The organism is Simplicispira piscis (assembly GCF_054783455.1).
The window spans coordinates 90,014-104,360 of record NZ_BAAGQN010000010.1; the positions used below are offsets into that span (position 1 = coordinate 90,014).

At 62.4% G+C, this 14,347-nt stretch carries 12 protein-coding genes; 6 read left to right on the plus strand and 6 right to left on the minus strand.

Going from position 1 to position 14,347, the window contains the following annotated elements; all coding sequences use genetic code 11:
- Positions 1-18: 18 nt before the first annotated feature.
- Entirely contained in the window at positions 19-1,158 is a 1,140-nt protein-coding gene (locus ACYVOC_RS06560; protein WP_461161244.1) for an aromatic ring-hydroxylating oxygenase subunit alpha, read from the minus strand.
- 266 nt (positions 1,159-1,424) lie between these two features.
- Between ACYVOC_RS06560 and ACYVOC_RS06565 the strand changes: the two genes are divergently transcribed.
- From ACYVOC_RS06565 to ACYVOC_RS06585, 5 genes are all read left to right on the plus strand, one after another.
- Positions 1,425-1,652: an exodeoxyribonuclease VII small subunit gene (locus ACYVOC_RS06565; protein ID WP_116003495.1), complete on the plus strand. Its 228-nt coding sequence runs from the start codon at positions 1,425-1,427 to the stop codon at positions 1,650-1,652.
- Positions 1,649-2,575, plus strand: a complete 927-nt coding sequence (locus ACYVOC_RS06570; protein WP_461161245.1) for a polyprenyl synthetase family protein — start codon at positions 1,649-1,651, stop codon at positions 2,573-2,575. The genes ACYVOC_RS06565 and ACYVOC_RS06570 overlap by 4 nt, the downstream gene beginning before the upstream one ends.
- 67 nt (positions 2,576-2,642) lie before the next feature.
- The gene (dxs, locus tag ACYVOC_RS06575) at positions 2,643-4,556 is read left to right on the plus strand and encodes a 1-deoxy-D-xylulose-5-phosphate synthase (protein ID WP_116003497.1); all 1,914 of its coding nucleotides are present in this window, start codon (positions 2,643-2,645) and stop codon (positions 4,554-4,556) included.
- Positions 4,557-5,113: 557 nt separating this feature from the next.
- Positions 5,114-6,196 carry a TRAP transporter substrate-binding protein gene (locus ACYVOC_RS06580; RefSeq protein ID WP_116003498.1) on the plus strand — a complete coding sequence of 361 codons (1,083 nt, stop codon included), beginning with the start codon at positions 5,114-5,116 and terminating at the stop codon, positions 6,194-6,196.
- Positions 6,197-6,349: 153 nt separating this feature from the next.
- A complete protein-coding gene (locus tag ACYVOC_RS06585; protein ID WP_116003499.1) occupies positions 6,350-7,429 on the plus strand; it encodes a TRAP transporter substrate-binding protein in 1,080 nt (359 codons plus the stop codon).
- 418 nt (positions 7,430-7,847) lie between these two features.
- Here the strand turns inward: ACYVOC_RS06585 and bamC are convergent, their stop codons facing one another.
- From bamC to ACYVOC_RS06610, 5 genes are all read right to left on the minus strand, one after another.
- Entirely contained in the window at positions 7,848-8,933 is a 1,086-nt protein-coding gene (bamC, locus tag ACYVOC_RS06590; protein WP_461161246.1) for an outer membrane protein assembly factor BamC, read from the minus strand.
- A 33-nt stretch (positions 8,934-8,966) separates the two neighbouring features.
- Positions 8,967-9,863 (minus strand): 4-hydroxy-tetrahydrodipicolinate synthase, encoded by an 897-nt coding sequence (dapA, locus tag ACYVOC_RS06595; RefSeq protein WP_461161247.1) that lies wholly within the window; start codon positions 9,861-9,863, stop codon positions 8,967-8,969.
- A gap of 34 nt (positions 9,864-9,897) precedes the next feature.
- Entirely contained in the window at positions 9,898-10,476 is a 579-nt protein-coding gene (locus ACYVOC_RS06600) for a class I SAM-dependent methyltransferase (RefSeq protein WP_461161248.1), read from the minus strand.
- A 207-nt stretch (positions 10,477-10,683) separates the two neighbouring features.
- Positions 10,684-10,842: a hypothetical protein gene (locus ACYVOC_RS06605; protein WP_158550273.1), complete on the minus strand. Its 159-nt coding sequence runs from the start codon at positions 10,840-10,842 to the stop codon at positions 10,684-10,686.
- Positions 10,843-10,844: 2 nt separating this feature from the next.
- On the minus strand, positions 10,845-12,062 hold the full coding sequence (locus ACYVOC_RS06610; RefSeq protein ID WP_461161249.1) for an MFS transporter: 1,218 nt from the start codon (positions 12,060-12,062) through the stop codon (positions 10,845-10,847).
- Positions 12,063-12,199: 137 nt separating this feature from the next.
- Here ACYVOC_RS06610 and ACYVOC_RS06615 point away from each other — a divergent pair, with 137 nt between their 5' ends.
- Entirely contained in the window at positions 12,200-14,185 is a 1,986-nt protein-coding gene (locus ACYVOC_RS06615; protein ID WP_461161250.1) for a DNA topoisomerase IV subunit B, read from the plus strand.
- Positions 14,186-14,347 lie beyond the last annotated feature (162 nt).

Consider the following 14,347-nt stretch of genomic DNA (forward strand, 5'->3'; position numbering starts at 1 on the left):
AGTGTGGTGCGCTGGCTGTCAGCCCTTGGGGACAGCGTCGCCCAGGGCGCGTCGGTACCACTCGTGGAAGTGCTGCATGCCGTCTTCCATGGGGCTCTGGTAGGGGCCGACCTCGTTGTCGCCACGCTCGAACAGTGCCTTGCGCCCCGCGTCCATGCGCTCGCCGATCTCGTCGTCCTCGATGCAGGTTTCCATGTAGGCCGCTTGCTGGGCTTCCACGAATTCGCGCTCGAAGGCGGTGATTTCTTCGGGGTAATAGAACTCCACCATGTTCAGCGTCTTGTGGGCACTGAGGGGGTGCAGCGTGGAGACAGTGAGCACATGCGGGTACCACTCCACCATGATGTGCGGGTAGTAGGTCAGCCAGATGGCACCGCGCTCGGGCAGCTTGCCTTGGCGGTATTTGAGCAGCACCTCGTGCCACTTCTTGTAGACGGCAGAGCCGGGTTGGCCAAACGTAGAGGCCACGCCCACTGTCTGCACCGAGTATTCCTTCTGGAATTCCCACTTCAGGTCGTCGCAGGTGACGAAGTTGCCCAACCCGGGGTGGAAGGGGCCGACGTGGTAGTCCTCCAGATAGACCTCGATGAAGGTCTTCCAGTTGTAGTTGCACTCGTGCAGTTCGATACGGTCGAGGGTGTAGCCCTCAAAGGACAAGTCGTTGCGTGGGCCCATGCTGGCCAGGTCGGCCTCGATGTCACGGCCGTTGTCCTCGAACAAAAGGCCGTTCCATTCGCGCAGTTTGTAGTTGCTCAGGTTCAGGCAGGGGTCGTGCGCGAAATGGGGCGCGCCCAGCAGCTCTCCGCTGGGGCTGTAGGTCCAGCGGTGCACAGGGCAGACGATGTTGCCGCCAGCGCTGCCTTTTTGGTGCTGCTGCAGCGAGCCGCGCCCCTGCAGCATGATGGCCTGGCGGTGGCGGCAGACGTTGGAGATGAGTTCCACCTCGCCCTGGGCGTTGCGCACCAGGGCGCGGCCCCCGAGCTCCTGGGGCAGGGCATGGTAGTCGCCCACGTTGGGGACACTCAGGCTATGCCCCACGTAACGGGGGCCGCGCTGGAAGAGCGTTGCCATCTCGCGCTGGAACAGCGCCTCGTCAAAGTAGCTTGAAACTGGTAGTTGGCTTGCGGCCTGCTGCAGTCGAAGACTTAAATCAGACATGGGTGACCTGACCTAAAGACTCCCCACAGGGAGATGCGCTCGAGGCGCGGAGAGAAAAAAATAAACCGGCAGGGCGCCGGTCTGTAGGGAATGGGATTATAGGACGTGGGGTTATTGCAGCGGCCCATTCCCGCAGCGGCCATGCGTGTATTGGACTGTGGGCCGACTTCGGTAGGGCACATAGGTTTTGGGGCTGCCTTGGGCGCGGGGATGCGCACAGCGGTATCAGCCTAAAATCGCCTGTTTTGCTTTCCGCCCCGCTGCCCATGCCCAAACCCAAAAATGCCGACCCGGCCAGCTACGAAGCTGCGCTGGAAGAACTGGAGCAACTGGTGGTGCGTATTGAATCGGGCCAGATGCCGCTGGACCAGCTGCTGGCAGGTTACCAGCGCGGCGCCACGCTGTTGGCGTTCTGCCGCGACCGGCTGGAGGCCGTGCAGGAGCAGGTGCGCGTCCTCGACGGTGGCACGTTGCAACCCTGGACACAGGAATGAGCGGCATGGATCAGGCGTCTTTGCAAGTTTGGAGCAGCGCCCATTTGGCGCGGGTGGAGCAGGCGCTGGAGCGCTGGGTCGGGGGAGATGCCCCGGCGGGCCTGGGGCAAGCCATGCGTTACGCCGTGCTCGATGGCGGCAAGCGGCTGCGTCCCCTGCTGGTGATGGCGGCCCGCGAGGCCGTGGCCGATGGCAGCGATGCGCAGCATGCTGCGGTTTATCAGGAAGCGGCCTTGCGCGCGGCCTGTGCCACCGAACTGATCCATGCTTATTCGCTGGTGCACGACGACATGCCCTGCATGGACAATGATGTGCTGCGCCGTGGCAAGCCCACGGTGCATGTGCAGTTTGGCCAGGCACAGGCCTTGCTGGCGGGCGACGCATTGCAGGCGCTGGCTTTTGAATTGCTGACACCCGAAGATGTCGGAATACCCGCGACGGTGCAGGCGCGGCTGTGCCGTTTGCTGGCGCATGCGGCGGGTTCCTCCGGGATGGCGGGCGGTCAGGCGATCGACTTGGCCAGTGTGGGTGTGGTGCTGGACGAGGCCCGCCTGCGCGAGATGCACCGCCTCAAGACCGGCGCCTTGCTGCAGGCCAGCGTGATGATGGGCGCAGCCTGTGGGCAAGCCAGCACCGCCGCCTTGCAAGGGCTATCGGCCTACGGGGCTGCTTTAGGGCTGGCGTTCCAGGTGGTCGACGATATTCTGGACGTTACGCAGGATTCCGCTACGCTAGGCAAGACAGCGGGCAAGGATGCCGCGCAGGACAAACCGACCTATGTCTCTCTGCTGGGGCTCGATCGCGCGAAAGCGCAGGCCAAGGAGCTGCTTGATCAGGCCCATTCCGCGCTGGCACAAACAGCACTGCCCGACACCCGTGCTTTGGCGGCTCTGGCCGATATGGTTGTGAGCCGCTCACACTGATGCCGTTCCACGAAAAAAGCTACCAGCGCTTGTCTGCTAAGCGCTGGCAGCTATTAAAGTAATAGTAATGTCAACGACCCCCTATCCCCTGCTCACGAGTGTGAACGACCCTGCCGAGCTGCGCCGCCTCTCGCGCGGCGAGCTCAAGGTGCTGTCCGCGGAGTTGCGTGCCTTCGTGATTGACAGTGTTGCCAAGACGGGGGGGCACTTGAGCTCCAACCTGGGCACGGTGGAGCTGACCGTGGCGCTGCACCATGTGTTCAATACCCCTTACGACCGTCTGGTGTGGGATGTGGGCCACCAAACCTATCCGCACAAGATTCTGACGGGCCGACGCGACCGCATGCACACGCTGCGCCAACTGGGTGGTATTTCGGGGTTTCCGCAGCGCGCCGAGAGCGCTTACGACACCTTTGGTACGGCGCATTCCAGTACCAGCATCTCGGCTGCGCTGGGCATGGCCCTGGCAGCCCGTCAAAAGGGCGAAGACCGGCGTGCGGTGGCGATCATCGGTGATGGCGCCATGACGGCCGGTATGGCCTTCGAGGCGCTGAACAACGCGGGCGTGCAGGATTGCAACCTGCTCGTCATCCTCAACGACAACGACATGAGCATCAGCCCGCCCGTGGGCGCGCTCAACCGCTACCTCGCCCAGCTCATGAGCGGCCAGTTCTACGCGGCGGCCAAGAACGTGGGCAAGAGCGTGCTCAAGAATGCGCCGCCGCTGCTGGAATTGGCCAAGCGCCTGGAGCAGCAGGCCAAAGGCATGGTGGTGCCTGCCACTTTGTTCGAGAAGTTCGGCTTCAACTACATCGGCCCCATTGACGGCCATGATCTGGATTCGCTCATTCCCACGCTGGAGAACATCAAGGGCCTGCAGGGCCCGCAGTTTCTGCATGTGGTCACGAAAAAAGGCCAGGGTTACAAGCTGGCCGAGGCCGACCCCGTGGCCTACCACGGCCCCGGCAAATTTGACCCCTCTGTGGGGCTGACGGCGCCCGTCACCCCTCCAAAACAAACGTTCACCCAGGTGTTTGGCCAATGGCTGTGCGACATGGCCGACCAGGACGAGCGGCTGGTGGGCATCACACCCGCCATGCGCGAAGGCTCGGGCATGGTCGAATTCCACAAACGTTTTCCCGATCGCTACTACGACGTGGGTATTGCCGAGCAGCATGCCGTGACCTTTGCGGCGGGCATGGCCTGCGAGGGTGTCAAACCCGTGGTGGCCATTTACTCCACCTTCCTGCAGCGCGGCTATGACCAGATGATCCACGACGTGGCGCTACAAAACCTGCCCGTGGTGTTCGCCCTCGACCGTGCGGGCCTGGTGGGCGCCGATGGTGCCACGCATGCCGGCGCTTACGACATTCCTTTCGTGCGCTGCATCCCCAATATGGCCATGGCCTGCCCTGCAGACGAGCGTGAATGCCGCCAACTGCTCAGCACCGCTTTCGCACAGAACCATCCTGTGGCCGTGCGCTACCCGCGCGGTGCGGGGGCGGGTGTCGAGCCCTTGCCCGGTTTGGATGCGCTGCCTTATGGCAAGGGCGAGATTCGGCGCATGCGAGAAGGGCGTGCCGATCGCACTGGCACGCGCATTGCCATCCTGGCTTTTGGCACGCTGCTGTACCCGGCGTTGCAGGCCGCACAGGCCTTGGATGCTACCGTGGTCAACATGCGCTGGGCAAAACCGCTGGACGTGGATTTGCTGCTGGAAGTGGCGGCCAGCCACGACGTGTTGGTGACGGTGGAAGAGGGCGCTCTCATGGGCGGTGCAGGCAGCGCTGTTCTGGAAGCCCTGGCTGCAGCAGGAGTGCTGCGCCCGGTGTTGCAGCTGGGTCTGCCCGATGTCTTCATTGAGCATGGTGATCCGGCGCGCCTCCTGGCGTTGCAGGGTTTGGATGCGCAAGGTATCGAGGCTTCGGTGCGCGCGCGCTTTGACGCTCCGTCGTCCGCTATCGGCCAGCGCGCCGCCTGAGAGTTTTCTCCTGCGCCACCGCAGGAAACAGGCTCGCACATTCACCTGGAATTTTGCAGAACACGCCGTGTGCGTGTTCTGCATCTGCGCGCGTTCGGCGGTCGCTGCATGAACCATCGTCATTCCATTTCTAAACCATCCGTGCCGTTGTTGCTTGGCTTAGGGCAATGCTGAAAAAGTCCCTCACGCGCTGTGCATCCGTACCTCGGGCGGTCTGCGGCGTTGCAAATCCTCGCCATAGCTGCGGCTATAGCTGCGGTTTGCGCCTTGCATCCCATCCCGATGCACGGCGCGCATCATCGCGGTGACTTATTCAGCATCGCCTTAGCCGTGCTACAGCACTGTCTGCGGCTTCGCGCCTGGACACGAATGATTTGGAAACAGAATCAGTGCATGCTTGCAGAACCCTGAAGGCCGACAATTTTCGCGGGAAAACCCGCACGGACGATGCAAAGCACATTTTTACAATCCCCCGAGGGCTGCTAAAGTGGCCGTGCCGCGCGGCGGATTCGCCACGTGTTCGGCATTCTTGCAACCCCGTTTATCAAGAGGTTTTCATGCATCGTCGCTCACTCATCAAACATGCTGGCATTGCTGGCGTACTGGCCGCAGGGGTCGCTCCTGCTGTGCATGCCCAGGCCGCAGTGCGCTGGCGCCTGGCATCGAGCTTTCCCAAGTCGCTCGATACCATTTTCGGTAGCGCCGAAATGTTCGCCAAAACTGTCAAGGCACTGTCTGGTGGCAAGTTTGACGTGTCCGTGCACGCCGCTGGCGAACTGATGCCCGCGTTTGGCGTGGTCGACGCGCTGCAAAACGGTACGGTGGAAATGGCGCAGACCGCACCTTACTATTTCACTGGCAAGGACTCCATTTTCGCCTTCGGCTGTGCCGTTCCATTCGGCCTGACGGCTCGCCAGATGGACGCATGGATGGAGCACGGCAATGGCCGCAAGTACATGGACGAGTTCTATGCCAAGTACAACATCAAGAGCCGCAGCGCAGGCAATACCGGCACGCAAATGGGCGGCTGGTACCGCAAGGAAATCAACACCGTTGAAGACCTCAAGGGTTTGAAGATGCGTATGGGGGGTGGCCTGTTTGGTGAATCCATGCAAAAACTGGGCGTGGTGCCACAGAACATGCCTGCGGGCGATGTGTACCAGGCGCTCGAAAAAGGCACGCTCGATGCCTGTGAATTTGTCGGCCCCTACGACGATGAAAAGCTGGGCTTCAACAAGGTCGCGCCTTACTACTACTACCCCGGCTGGTGGGAAGGAGGCGCCGAGCTGGAGTTCTTCATCAACGCCAAGGCCTACGCCGCGCTGACGCCCGAATTCCAGGCCATGGTGGATGCCGCCACAGCGGTGGCAGCCCGCGACATGACGTCCAAGTACGACGCCTACAACCCTATCGCGCTCAAGAAGCTCGTGGGCGCCAAGACGCAGCTCAAGGCGTTCTCCAAGGAACTCATGGATGCCGGCTACAAGTCCTCGATGGAAGTGTTTGCCGAGCACGAAGCCAAGTCTGCCGAATTCAAGAAGATCCACCAGGACATGCGCGCCTTCCAGCGCGACCAGATCCTGTGGGGTCGTTTCTCGGAATTCCGCTTTGACAGCTACATGGCTACGGTCAAGCTGTAAACCGTTACCGTCTTGTTGCGATCGCGCGATCAATGCAGCGATCGCCCAAGTGCCGGAGATTTCGGCCCGCAGAAGTGTGGGCCGGGCTTCGGCTTTTTTTTGGGGCGCCACAAGCGCCGCCAGCACCTTTTCTTAATCCACAGGAGACTTGTAATGGATCGTCGTTCCCTTATCAAAAATGCCGGCCTTGCCGGGGTGCTTGCGGCAGGTGTCGCGCCAGCGGTGCATGCACAAGCTGCAGTGCGCTGGCGTCTGGCATCGAGTTTTCCTAAATCGCTGGACACCATCTTTGGCTCGGCCGAGGTGTTTGCCAAGGCCGTCAAGGAAATGTCGGGTGGCAAGTTTGAAGTGTCGGTCCATGCAGCGGGCGAGTTGATGCCTGCCTTTGGTGTGGTCGATGGCGTGCAGAGTGGCACGGTGGAGATGGCGCACACAGCGCCTTACTATTTTTTCGGCAAGAACGAGGCCTTTGCCATTGGTGGTGCCATTCCGTTCGGCATGAATTCGCGCCAACTGACCGCCTGGGTTGTGGATGGCAACGGCCACAAGCTCATGCGCGATTTTTATGCGCAATACAACATTGTTAACTTTGTCGGCGGCAACACGGGTGCGCAAATGGGGGGCTGGTTCCGCAAGGAAATCAAGTCGCCCGCTGATATCAAGGGGCTCAAGTTCCGTGTCGGCGGTTTTGCCGGCAAGGTCATCGAGCGCATGGGCGGCGTGCCGCAGAACATTCCGGGCGGAGAAATTTACCAGGCTCTGGAAAAGGGCACGATTGACGCCGCCGAATGGATCGGACCCTACGATGACCAGAAGCTGGGCATCAACAAAGTGGCGCCCTTCTATTACTACCCCGGTTGGTGGGAAGGCAGTCTGAATCTGGAGTTCTACATCAACGACAAGGCATTCAACGGCCTGTCGAGTGAGAACAAGGCTATTGTCCAGGCCGCCGCGCACGAAGCGCACGTGACCACACAGGCGCGTTACGACGCACGCAATCCAGGTGCCCTCAAGCAGTTGGTGGCGGCCAAAGCCAAGGTGCTGCCGTTCCCGCAGTCGGTCATGGACGCTTCGTACAAAGCCGCCAAGGAAGTTTTTGCCGAGCTCAATGAAAAAAATCCGGACTGGAAGAAGATCCACGCCGACTACCTGAACTTCCAGCGCGATCAGGTGCTGTGGTTCCGCTTTGCCGAAGGTACCTTCGACAGCTTCATGCAGCGCCAGAAGCTCTAAGGCAATGCTGAACAAGTCCCTCACGCGCTGCGCATCCGTACCTCGGGCGGTCTGCGGCGTTGCAAATCCTCGCCATAGCTGCGGCTATGGCTGCGGTTTGCGCCTTGCATCCCATCCCGATGCACGGCGCGCATCATCGCGGTGACTTATTCAGCATCGCCCTAAGCACGGAACGAGCCGGGAGTAATCCTGGCTTGATCGCGCCAGCCCGCTTAGCACCTGCAGGCCAACGCCTGGTATGGAAGCTGACGGGCTGGTTTTTTGCTTTGCGGAAAGGGCTTTTGCATTACGCCCGCAACGGGTTGTTCTGCCATGGCGTTCGCCTGCGTCGCGAGAGCCGCCTGCTCCCCCCATTCATCGGCCCAGGGCGGCCTGATCACGGCACTGGCTGTTATGGCCAGGCCGTGTTCGGGTTGGATTATTTGAGATCGTCTGCCAGCACGCGCACGATGCTCGACGCGTTGGCCGAGGTTTCGGGTGCGCCCGCGGCATTCAGAACGGACACCGTGGTAGCTTCGCCCTGGCTGCGTACAACGATGCGGTATTTGAGTGGCGGAACGGTTTTCTCGGAGCTGAACAGCTTGCCCAGGAAGCCCTTTTCTTTCTTGTCGTCCTTGGGTGCTACATAACGCACGAAATACACGCCTTGGCTGCGATCACGGTCTTCCACCGTAAAGCCGGTCCGGTCCAGGGCCAGGCCGACACGGCGCCAGGCGCGGTCAAAGCCCTCGTCAATCTGCACCACAGGGATATCGCCCACGGTCGCCACGCGCGCGGCGGGCGGGCGCTGTGCGGAGGCGGTCGCTACGGCTGCCGCTTGCTCCTTGCTCACGCCCAGCTTGACCATCATGCGGCGCAGGAATTCTGTTTCCAGCTCCGGATCGGCCGCACGCGGCTGCCACACGGTGGAATCCTTGGTGGCGCTGTTGAAGACTTCCACCATGCCGCGGTGGCTGACATAGATTTCGGTGCTGCCATCGGCAGCGCGTTCCATGCGTGTGCGGAACTTGTCGCGCTCACCCGTGGAGTAGAGCGAATCGAGCACCTTGCCCAGCGTGCTGCGGATGATGTCTTGCGGAATCTTGGCGCGGTTTTCAGCCCAGTCGGTTTCCATGATGCCGAGCTTGGACTGGTCCAGCGCGAGCGTGAAACCGTTTTCCAGCCAGAACTCGCGTACCGGTTCCCAGAGCTTGTCGGCCGGGCGATTGATGACCAGCCAGCGCTGGTCGCCGTTGCGCTCGATGCGTACATCCCCCATTTGCGCCAGCGCTGTCTGCGGGCCGGAGGGCTGCGTTGCCTGACCCGCCTGCAGCGCATTGGCCGAAACCACGCCGCCAGGCACGGCGTAGCGGGTTTCTCGCGAGAGCTGCGTCAGATCGGGCGGAACCTCCAGCGAAGAGCCCTTGCTGGCGCTCTTGTAGTCGATTTTCTCGCCTTCCAGCACCGAGCAGGCGGACAAGGCAATGGTCAGGCCCAGCAGGCCCAGTCGTGCAGTTTGGTTCACGCGGAAATCCTCTTGAGTATCGGGGGGGGCTGGTTACAGCAGACGTGCGGAGCGCAGTGCGCCTTCGACCACGGCCTCGTTGCCCTGGCTCAGTGGCGTCATGGGCAGGCGCATGGTGCCGCCGCACAGGCCCATGCGGGCCATGGCCCACTTGACGGGGATGGGGTTGGCTTCGACGAACAGGTGCTTGTGCACGGGCATCAGCTGGAACTGGATTTCCATGGCGCGGCGGGCATTGCCTGCAATGGCAGCCACACACAGTTCGTGCATCAGGCGCGGCGCTACGTTGGCCGTTACGCTGATGTTGCCGTGGCCGCCGCAGAGCATCAGGGCCACAGCGGTCGGATCGTCGCCCGAATACACGGCAAAGTTCTTCGGCAGGTCGCGGATCAGCCACTGCGCGCGCTCGATGTTGCCCGTGGCTTCCTTGATGGCGATGATGCCGGGCACCTGCGCCAGCCGCAGCACGGTGTCGTGCTGCATATCGGCGACCGAGCGGCCGGGCACGTTGTAGAGCACGATGGGCAGGTCGCCCGTGGCCTCGGCAATGGCCTTGAAGTGCTGGTACTGGCCCTCTTGGGTGGGCTTGTTGTAGTAAGGCACTACCTGGAGCTGGCTGTCGGCGCCCACGCCCTTGGCAAAGCGGGCCAGCTCGATGGCCTCTTTGGTAGAGTTCGCGCCGCACCCGGCCATGACCGGTACGCGGCCCGCCGCCTGTTCGACGCTGACGCGGATGATCTCGCAGTGCTCTTGGACGTCCACCGTGGGCGATTCGCCCGTGGTACCCACCACGCCGATGCAGTCGGTGCCTTCTGCAATATGCCAGTCGATCAGTTTGCGCAGGGCAGGGTAGTCCACGCTGCCGTCCTCGTGCATGGGGGTGACGAGGGCGACGATGCTGCCGGTAAGGGGGACGGTGGAAGAGGTCATGTCCGCAGTGGTAAACGGTAAAAGAGCATTCTAACTAGGAGTGCGCGCGCAGCGGATGGCATGCCGGTGAAACGCCGCTCGGTGGCATACGCACGGCGGCAATACGTTGCACGAAGCGTGCGGGGGTGTCGAGAAATCCGTTTTCGTAGGCCACCACCTGCAGACTGGCGCAGGCCGTGAGCAGTTCCCCGGGTTGCAGCAAAAAGTCTGCCCGCGCGGGGCGGCCCACGGTTTCGTTGCCGCAGGCAAAGGTTTCGTACAGCAGCACCCCGCCCGGGGCCAGGCTCTGCACCAGCATGGGCAGCAGCGGGCGCCAGAGGTAGTTGGTGACCACGACCGCGCCGAACAGGCGCCCGGGCAGCGGCCAGGGGCCGCTTTCAAGGTCGGCGGCAATCGCCTCCCCCACGGCGGCTGCCGCGTCAATGGCTTGCGGGTTGCAGTCAATGCCTGTCACCGGATGGCCCAGGGCCTGGAACCAGCGCAGGTGGCGGCCCTGGCCGCACGCCACATCGAGCATGGGCGCCTGCGGCGGCACCAGGTGTGACCAGCGCCGCACCCATTCAGAAGCGTTGTCCAGCGCAACGGGTGGGGAATAGGTTGCTTTCATATTCATAGCTGGTTGCGCTTGCTGCATAAGTGCTAGGAGTCTGTCGGGCTTGGAGCGTCGAAAGCGAGAATCGGCCCCAGCGAGGACAGTTTTTGCCGGATTTGCAGCCCCATAGCTCGGCTATGGGGTAAAAAGACGGTGAAAAATGGACCGCTGCGGTCGATTCGCAGCCGACGATTGCCAAGTCCGACAGCCTCCTAGAGGCCAATTTGTCTAAAAACAGGCCCACACCTGGTCGGCGAGCATCACCATGAATTCCGGCTGGCTATAGAGCGCAAACACCGCCAGCAGTGCCACCACGGCCAGCGCCCAGGCCATCCAGCGGCGGTGCTTGCGCTGTGCAGATGTAGGGGTGTTGGGGGTGATCGACATGGTCAGGCCGGTTGTGGTGCGCCGCGCTCAAGGGGCTGTTCGCGAATCGGCAGGTTCACCAGCCCGGCCAATAGCCCCAAGCCAATGGCGATCTGCCAGACGATGTCGTAGCTGCCCGTGCGGTCGTACAGATAACCCCCCAGCCACACGCCCATGAAGCTGCCGATCTGGTGGCTGAAGAACACCAGCCCGCCCAGCATGGAGAGGTGCTGCACACCAAAAATCTGCGCAATCGTGGCGTTGGTCGGCGGCACCGTGGACAACCACAGTGCACCCATGATCGCAGAGAACACATACACCGACGTGGGCGACAGCGGCACCCACAGGAAAATGGTGATGACCACGGCGCGGGAAAAATAGATGAAGGCCAGGATATGGCGGCGCGGCATGCGCTGGCCGAGCGTGCCCGCGATATAGGTGCCAAACACGTTGAACAGCCCGATCAGCGCCAGTGAAAAACTGGCCACCTGGGGGGACAGGCCGTGGTCCTTGAGGTAGCTGGGCATGTGCACGCCAATGAACACCACCTGGAAGCCGCAGACAAAATAGCCCGCTGTCAGCAGCAAAAAGCTGGGGTTGCGCACCGCTTCGGTCAGCGCCTCGCCAATACTTTGCTGGCGATGTGCAGGTGCCGCGCCCTGAAAGCCCGGTTCCCGCAGCCCATAGGCCAGCGGCGCGATCAGTAAAACCATCAACGCGAGCGCCAGCAGCGCCGTTTGCCAGCCCAGGTTGGCAATCAGAAGGCCCTCCACAGGCACCATGAGGAACTGGCCGAACGATCCCGCCGCCGCCGCCACGCCCATGGCCCACGAGCGCTTCTCGGGGGCAATCTGCCGCCCCAGCACGCCATAAATCACGGCATAGGTGGTGCCCGCCTGTGCCGCGCCAATCAGCACGCCCGTGGTCAGGGCAAACAGCGTCTGGGTGGGCGAGAGGGCCATGCCCGCCAGGCCCAAGGCATACAGTACGGCACCGCCCACGAGCACGCGAAAGGCGCCAAAACGGTCGGCCACCATGCCGACAAAGATGCCGATCAACCCCCAGGACAGGTTCTGGATGGCGATGGCCAGTGCAAAAGACTGGCGTGTCCAGCCCATCTCCTGCGTGATGGGCTGCAGCCATAGACCAAAGCCGTGGCGAATGCCCATGGACAGCGTGACAATGGCTGCGCCGCACGCCAGCACCTGGAACATGGACAATTTTTGGGAATTCGTATGCATACGCATAAATGTAGCGATTTTGTCCAAAATGCGCCGGAACACGGGTGACCGGTACGCGGCAAAAACCATGGGCTGCAGATCTTTCGCCTGTGTATTCATCCAGCTGTTTGCGCAGCAGCACACTACAATCCGCCCCCATGGCAGCCAAACCCTCTCCCGTTTCCTCCAATAGCGAATACTCCGAAGGCTCGATCCGCGTGCTCAAGGGCCTGGAGCCCGTCAAGCAGCGGCCGGGCATGTACACCCGCACCGACAACCCCTTGCACGTCATCCAGGAAGTGCTGGACAACGCCGCCGACGAAGCGCTGGCCGGCTACGGCAAGAAGATCAAGGTCACCTTGCACGCCGATGGCTCGGTGAGCGTCGAAGACGATGGCCGAGGCATCCCGTTTGGCCTGCACCCGGAAGAAAACGCGCCGGTGATCGAGCTGGTCTTCACGCGCCTGCACGCGGGCGGCAAGTTCGACAAAGGCAAGGGCGGCGCCTACAGCTTCTCGGGCGGCCTGCATGGTGTGGGTGTGAGCGTGACCAACGCGCTCTCCACCCGGCTCGAAGCGACGAGCTACCGCGAAGGCCAGGTCGCGCGCCTCGTGTTCTCGGCCGGTGATGTGATCGAGCCGCTGACCACGCAGCCCAAGGGCGAAGGCGACCGCAAGCAGGGCACCACGGTGCGTGCCTGGCCCGACGCCAAATATTTTGAGTCCAGCCACCTGCCCATGAACGAGCTCACGCACTTGCTGCGCAGCAAGGCGGTGCTGATGCCGGGCGTGAGCGTTTCGCTGGTCAACGAAAAAACCCGTGACACCCAGACCTGGCAATACAAGGGCGGCCTGCGCGACTATCTGCAGCAGACCCTGAACGGCGAACCGGTGATCCCGCTGTTCGAGGGCGAAGGTTTTGCCGATGGCGGGCACGAGAGTTTTGCCGAAGGCGAGGGCGCGGCCTGGTGCGTGGCGTTCACCGAAGACGGCCAGCCGGTGCGCGAGAGCTATGTCAACCTCATCCCCACCAGCGCGGGCGGCACGCACGAGAGCGGCCTGCGTGATGGTCTGTTCACCGCCGTCAAAAGCTTCATCGAGCTGCACAGCCTGTTGCCCAAGGGCGTCAAGCTGCTGCCCGAAGACGTGTTCGCCCGCGCCAGCTACGTGCTCTCGGCCAAGGTGCTGGACCCGCAGTTCCAGGGCCAGATCAAGGAGCGGTTGAACTCGCGCGACGCGGTGCGGCTGGTGTCGAGCTTTGTGCGCCCGGCGCTCGAGCTGTGGCTGAACCAGCATGTCGAATATGGCAAGAAACTCGCCGAACTGGCCATCAAGGCCGCGCAAACGCGGCAGAAGGCCGGCCAGAAGGTCGAAAAGCGCAAAGGCTCTGGCGTGGCCGTGTTGCCCGGCAAGCTGACCGATTGCGAAAGCCGCGACCTCGCGCACAACGAAGTGTTTCTGGTTGAGGGCGACTCGGCGGGCGGCAGCGCCAAGATGGGGCGCGACAAGGAAAGCCAGGCCATCCTGCCGCTGCGCGGCAAGGTGCTTAACACCTGGGAGGTCGAGCGCGACCGGCTGTTTGCCAACAACGAAATCCACGACATTTCGGTCGCCATTGGCGTGGACCCGCACGGCCCCAACGACACGCCCGACCTGTCGGGCCTGCGCTACGGCAAGGTCTGCATCCTGTCAGACGCCGATGTGGACGGCTCGCACATCCAGGTGCTGCTGCTCACGCTGTTTTTCCGGCACTTTCCTAAACTCATCGAAACCGGCCACATCTACGTGGCACGCCCGCCGCTGTTTCGTGTGGACGTGCCCGCGCGCGGCAAAAAACCGGCGGCCAAGCAGTACGCGCTGGACGACGGCGAGCTGCAAGCCATCCTCGACAAGGCCGAAAAAGACGGCGTGGCGCGCGACAAGTGCCAGATCAGCCGCTTCAAAGGCTTGGGTGAAATGAACGCCGAGCAGCTGTGGGACACCACGCTCAACCCCGACACCCGTCGCCTGCTGCCGGTGCAGCTGGGCAGCATGGACTTTGCCGCCACCGAAGGCCTCATCACCAAGCTCATGGGCAAGGGCGAGGCGGGGTCGCGGCGCGAGTTGATGGAGCTGCACGGTGACAGCGTCGAGATCGATGTTTAAGGCAATGCTGAACAAGTCCCTCACGCGCCGCGCATCCGTGCCTCGGGCGGTCTGCTGCGTTGCAAATCCTCGCCATAGCGATGGCTATGACGGCGGTTTGCGCCTTGCATCCCATCCCGAAGCACGGCGCGCGCCATCGCAGTGATTTATTTAGTATCGCCA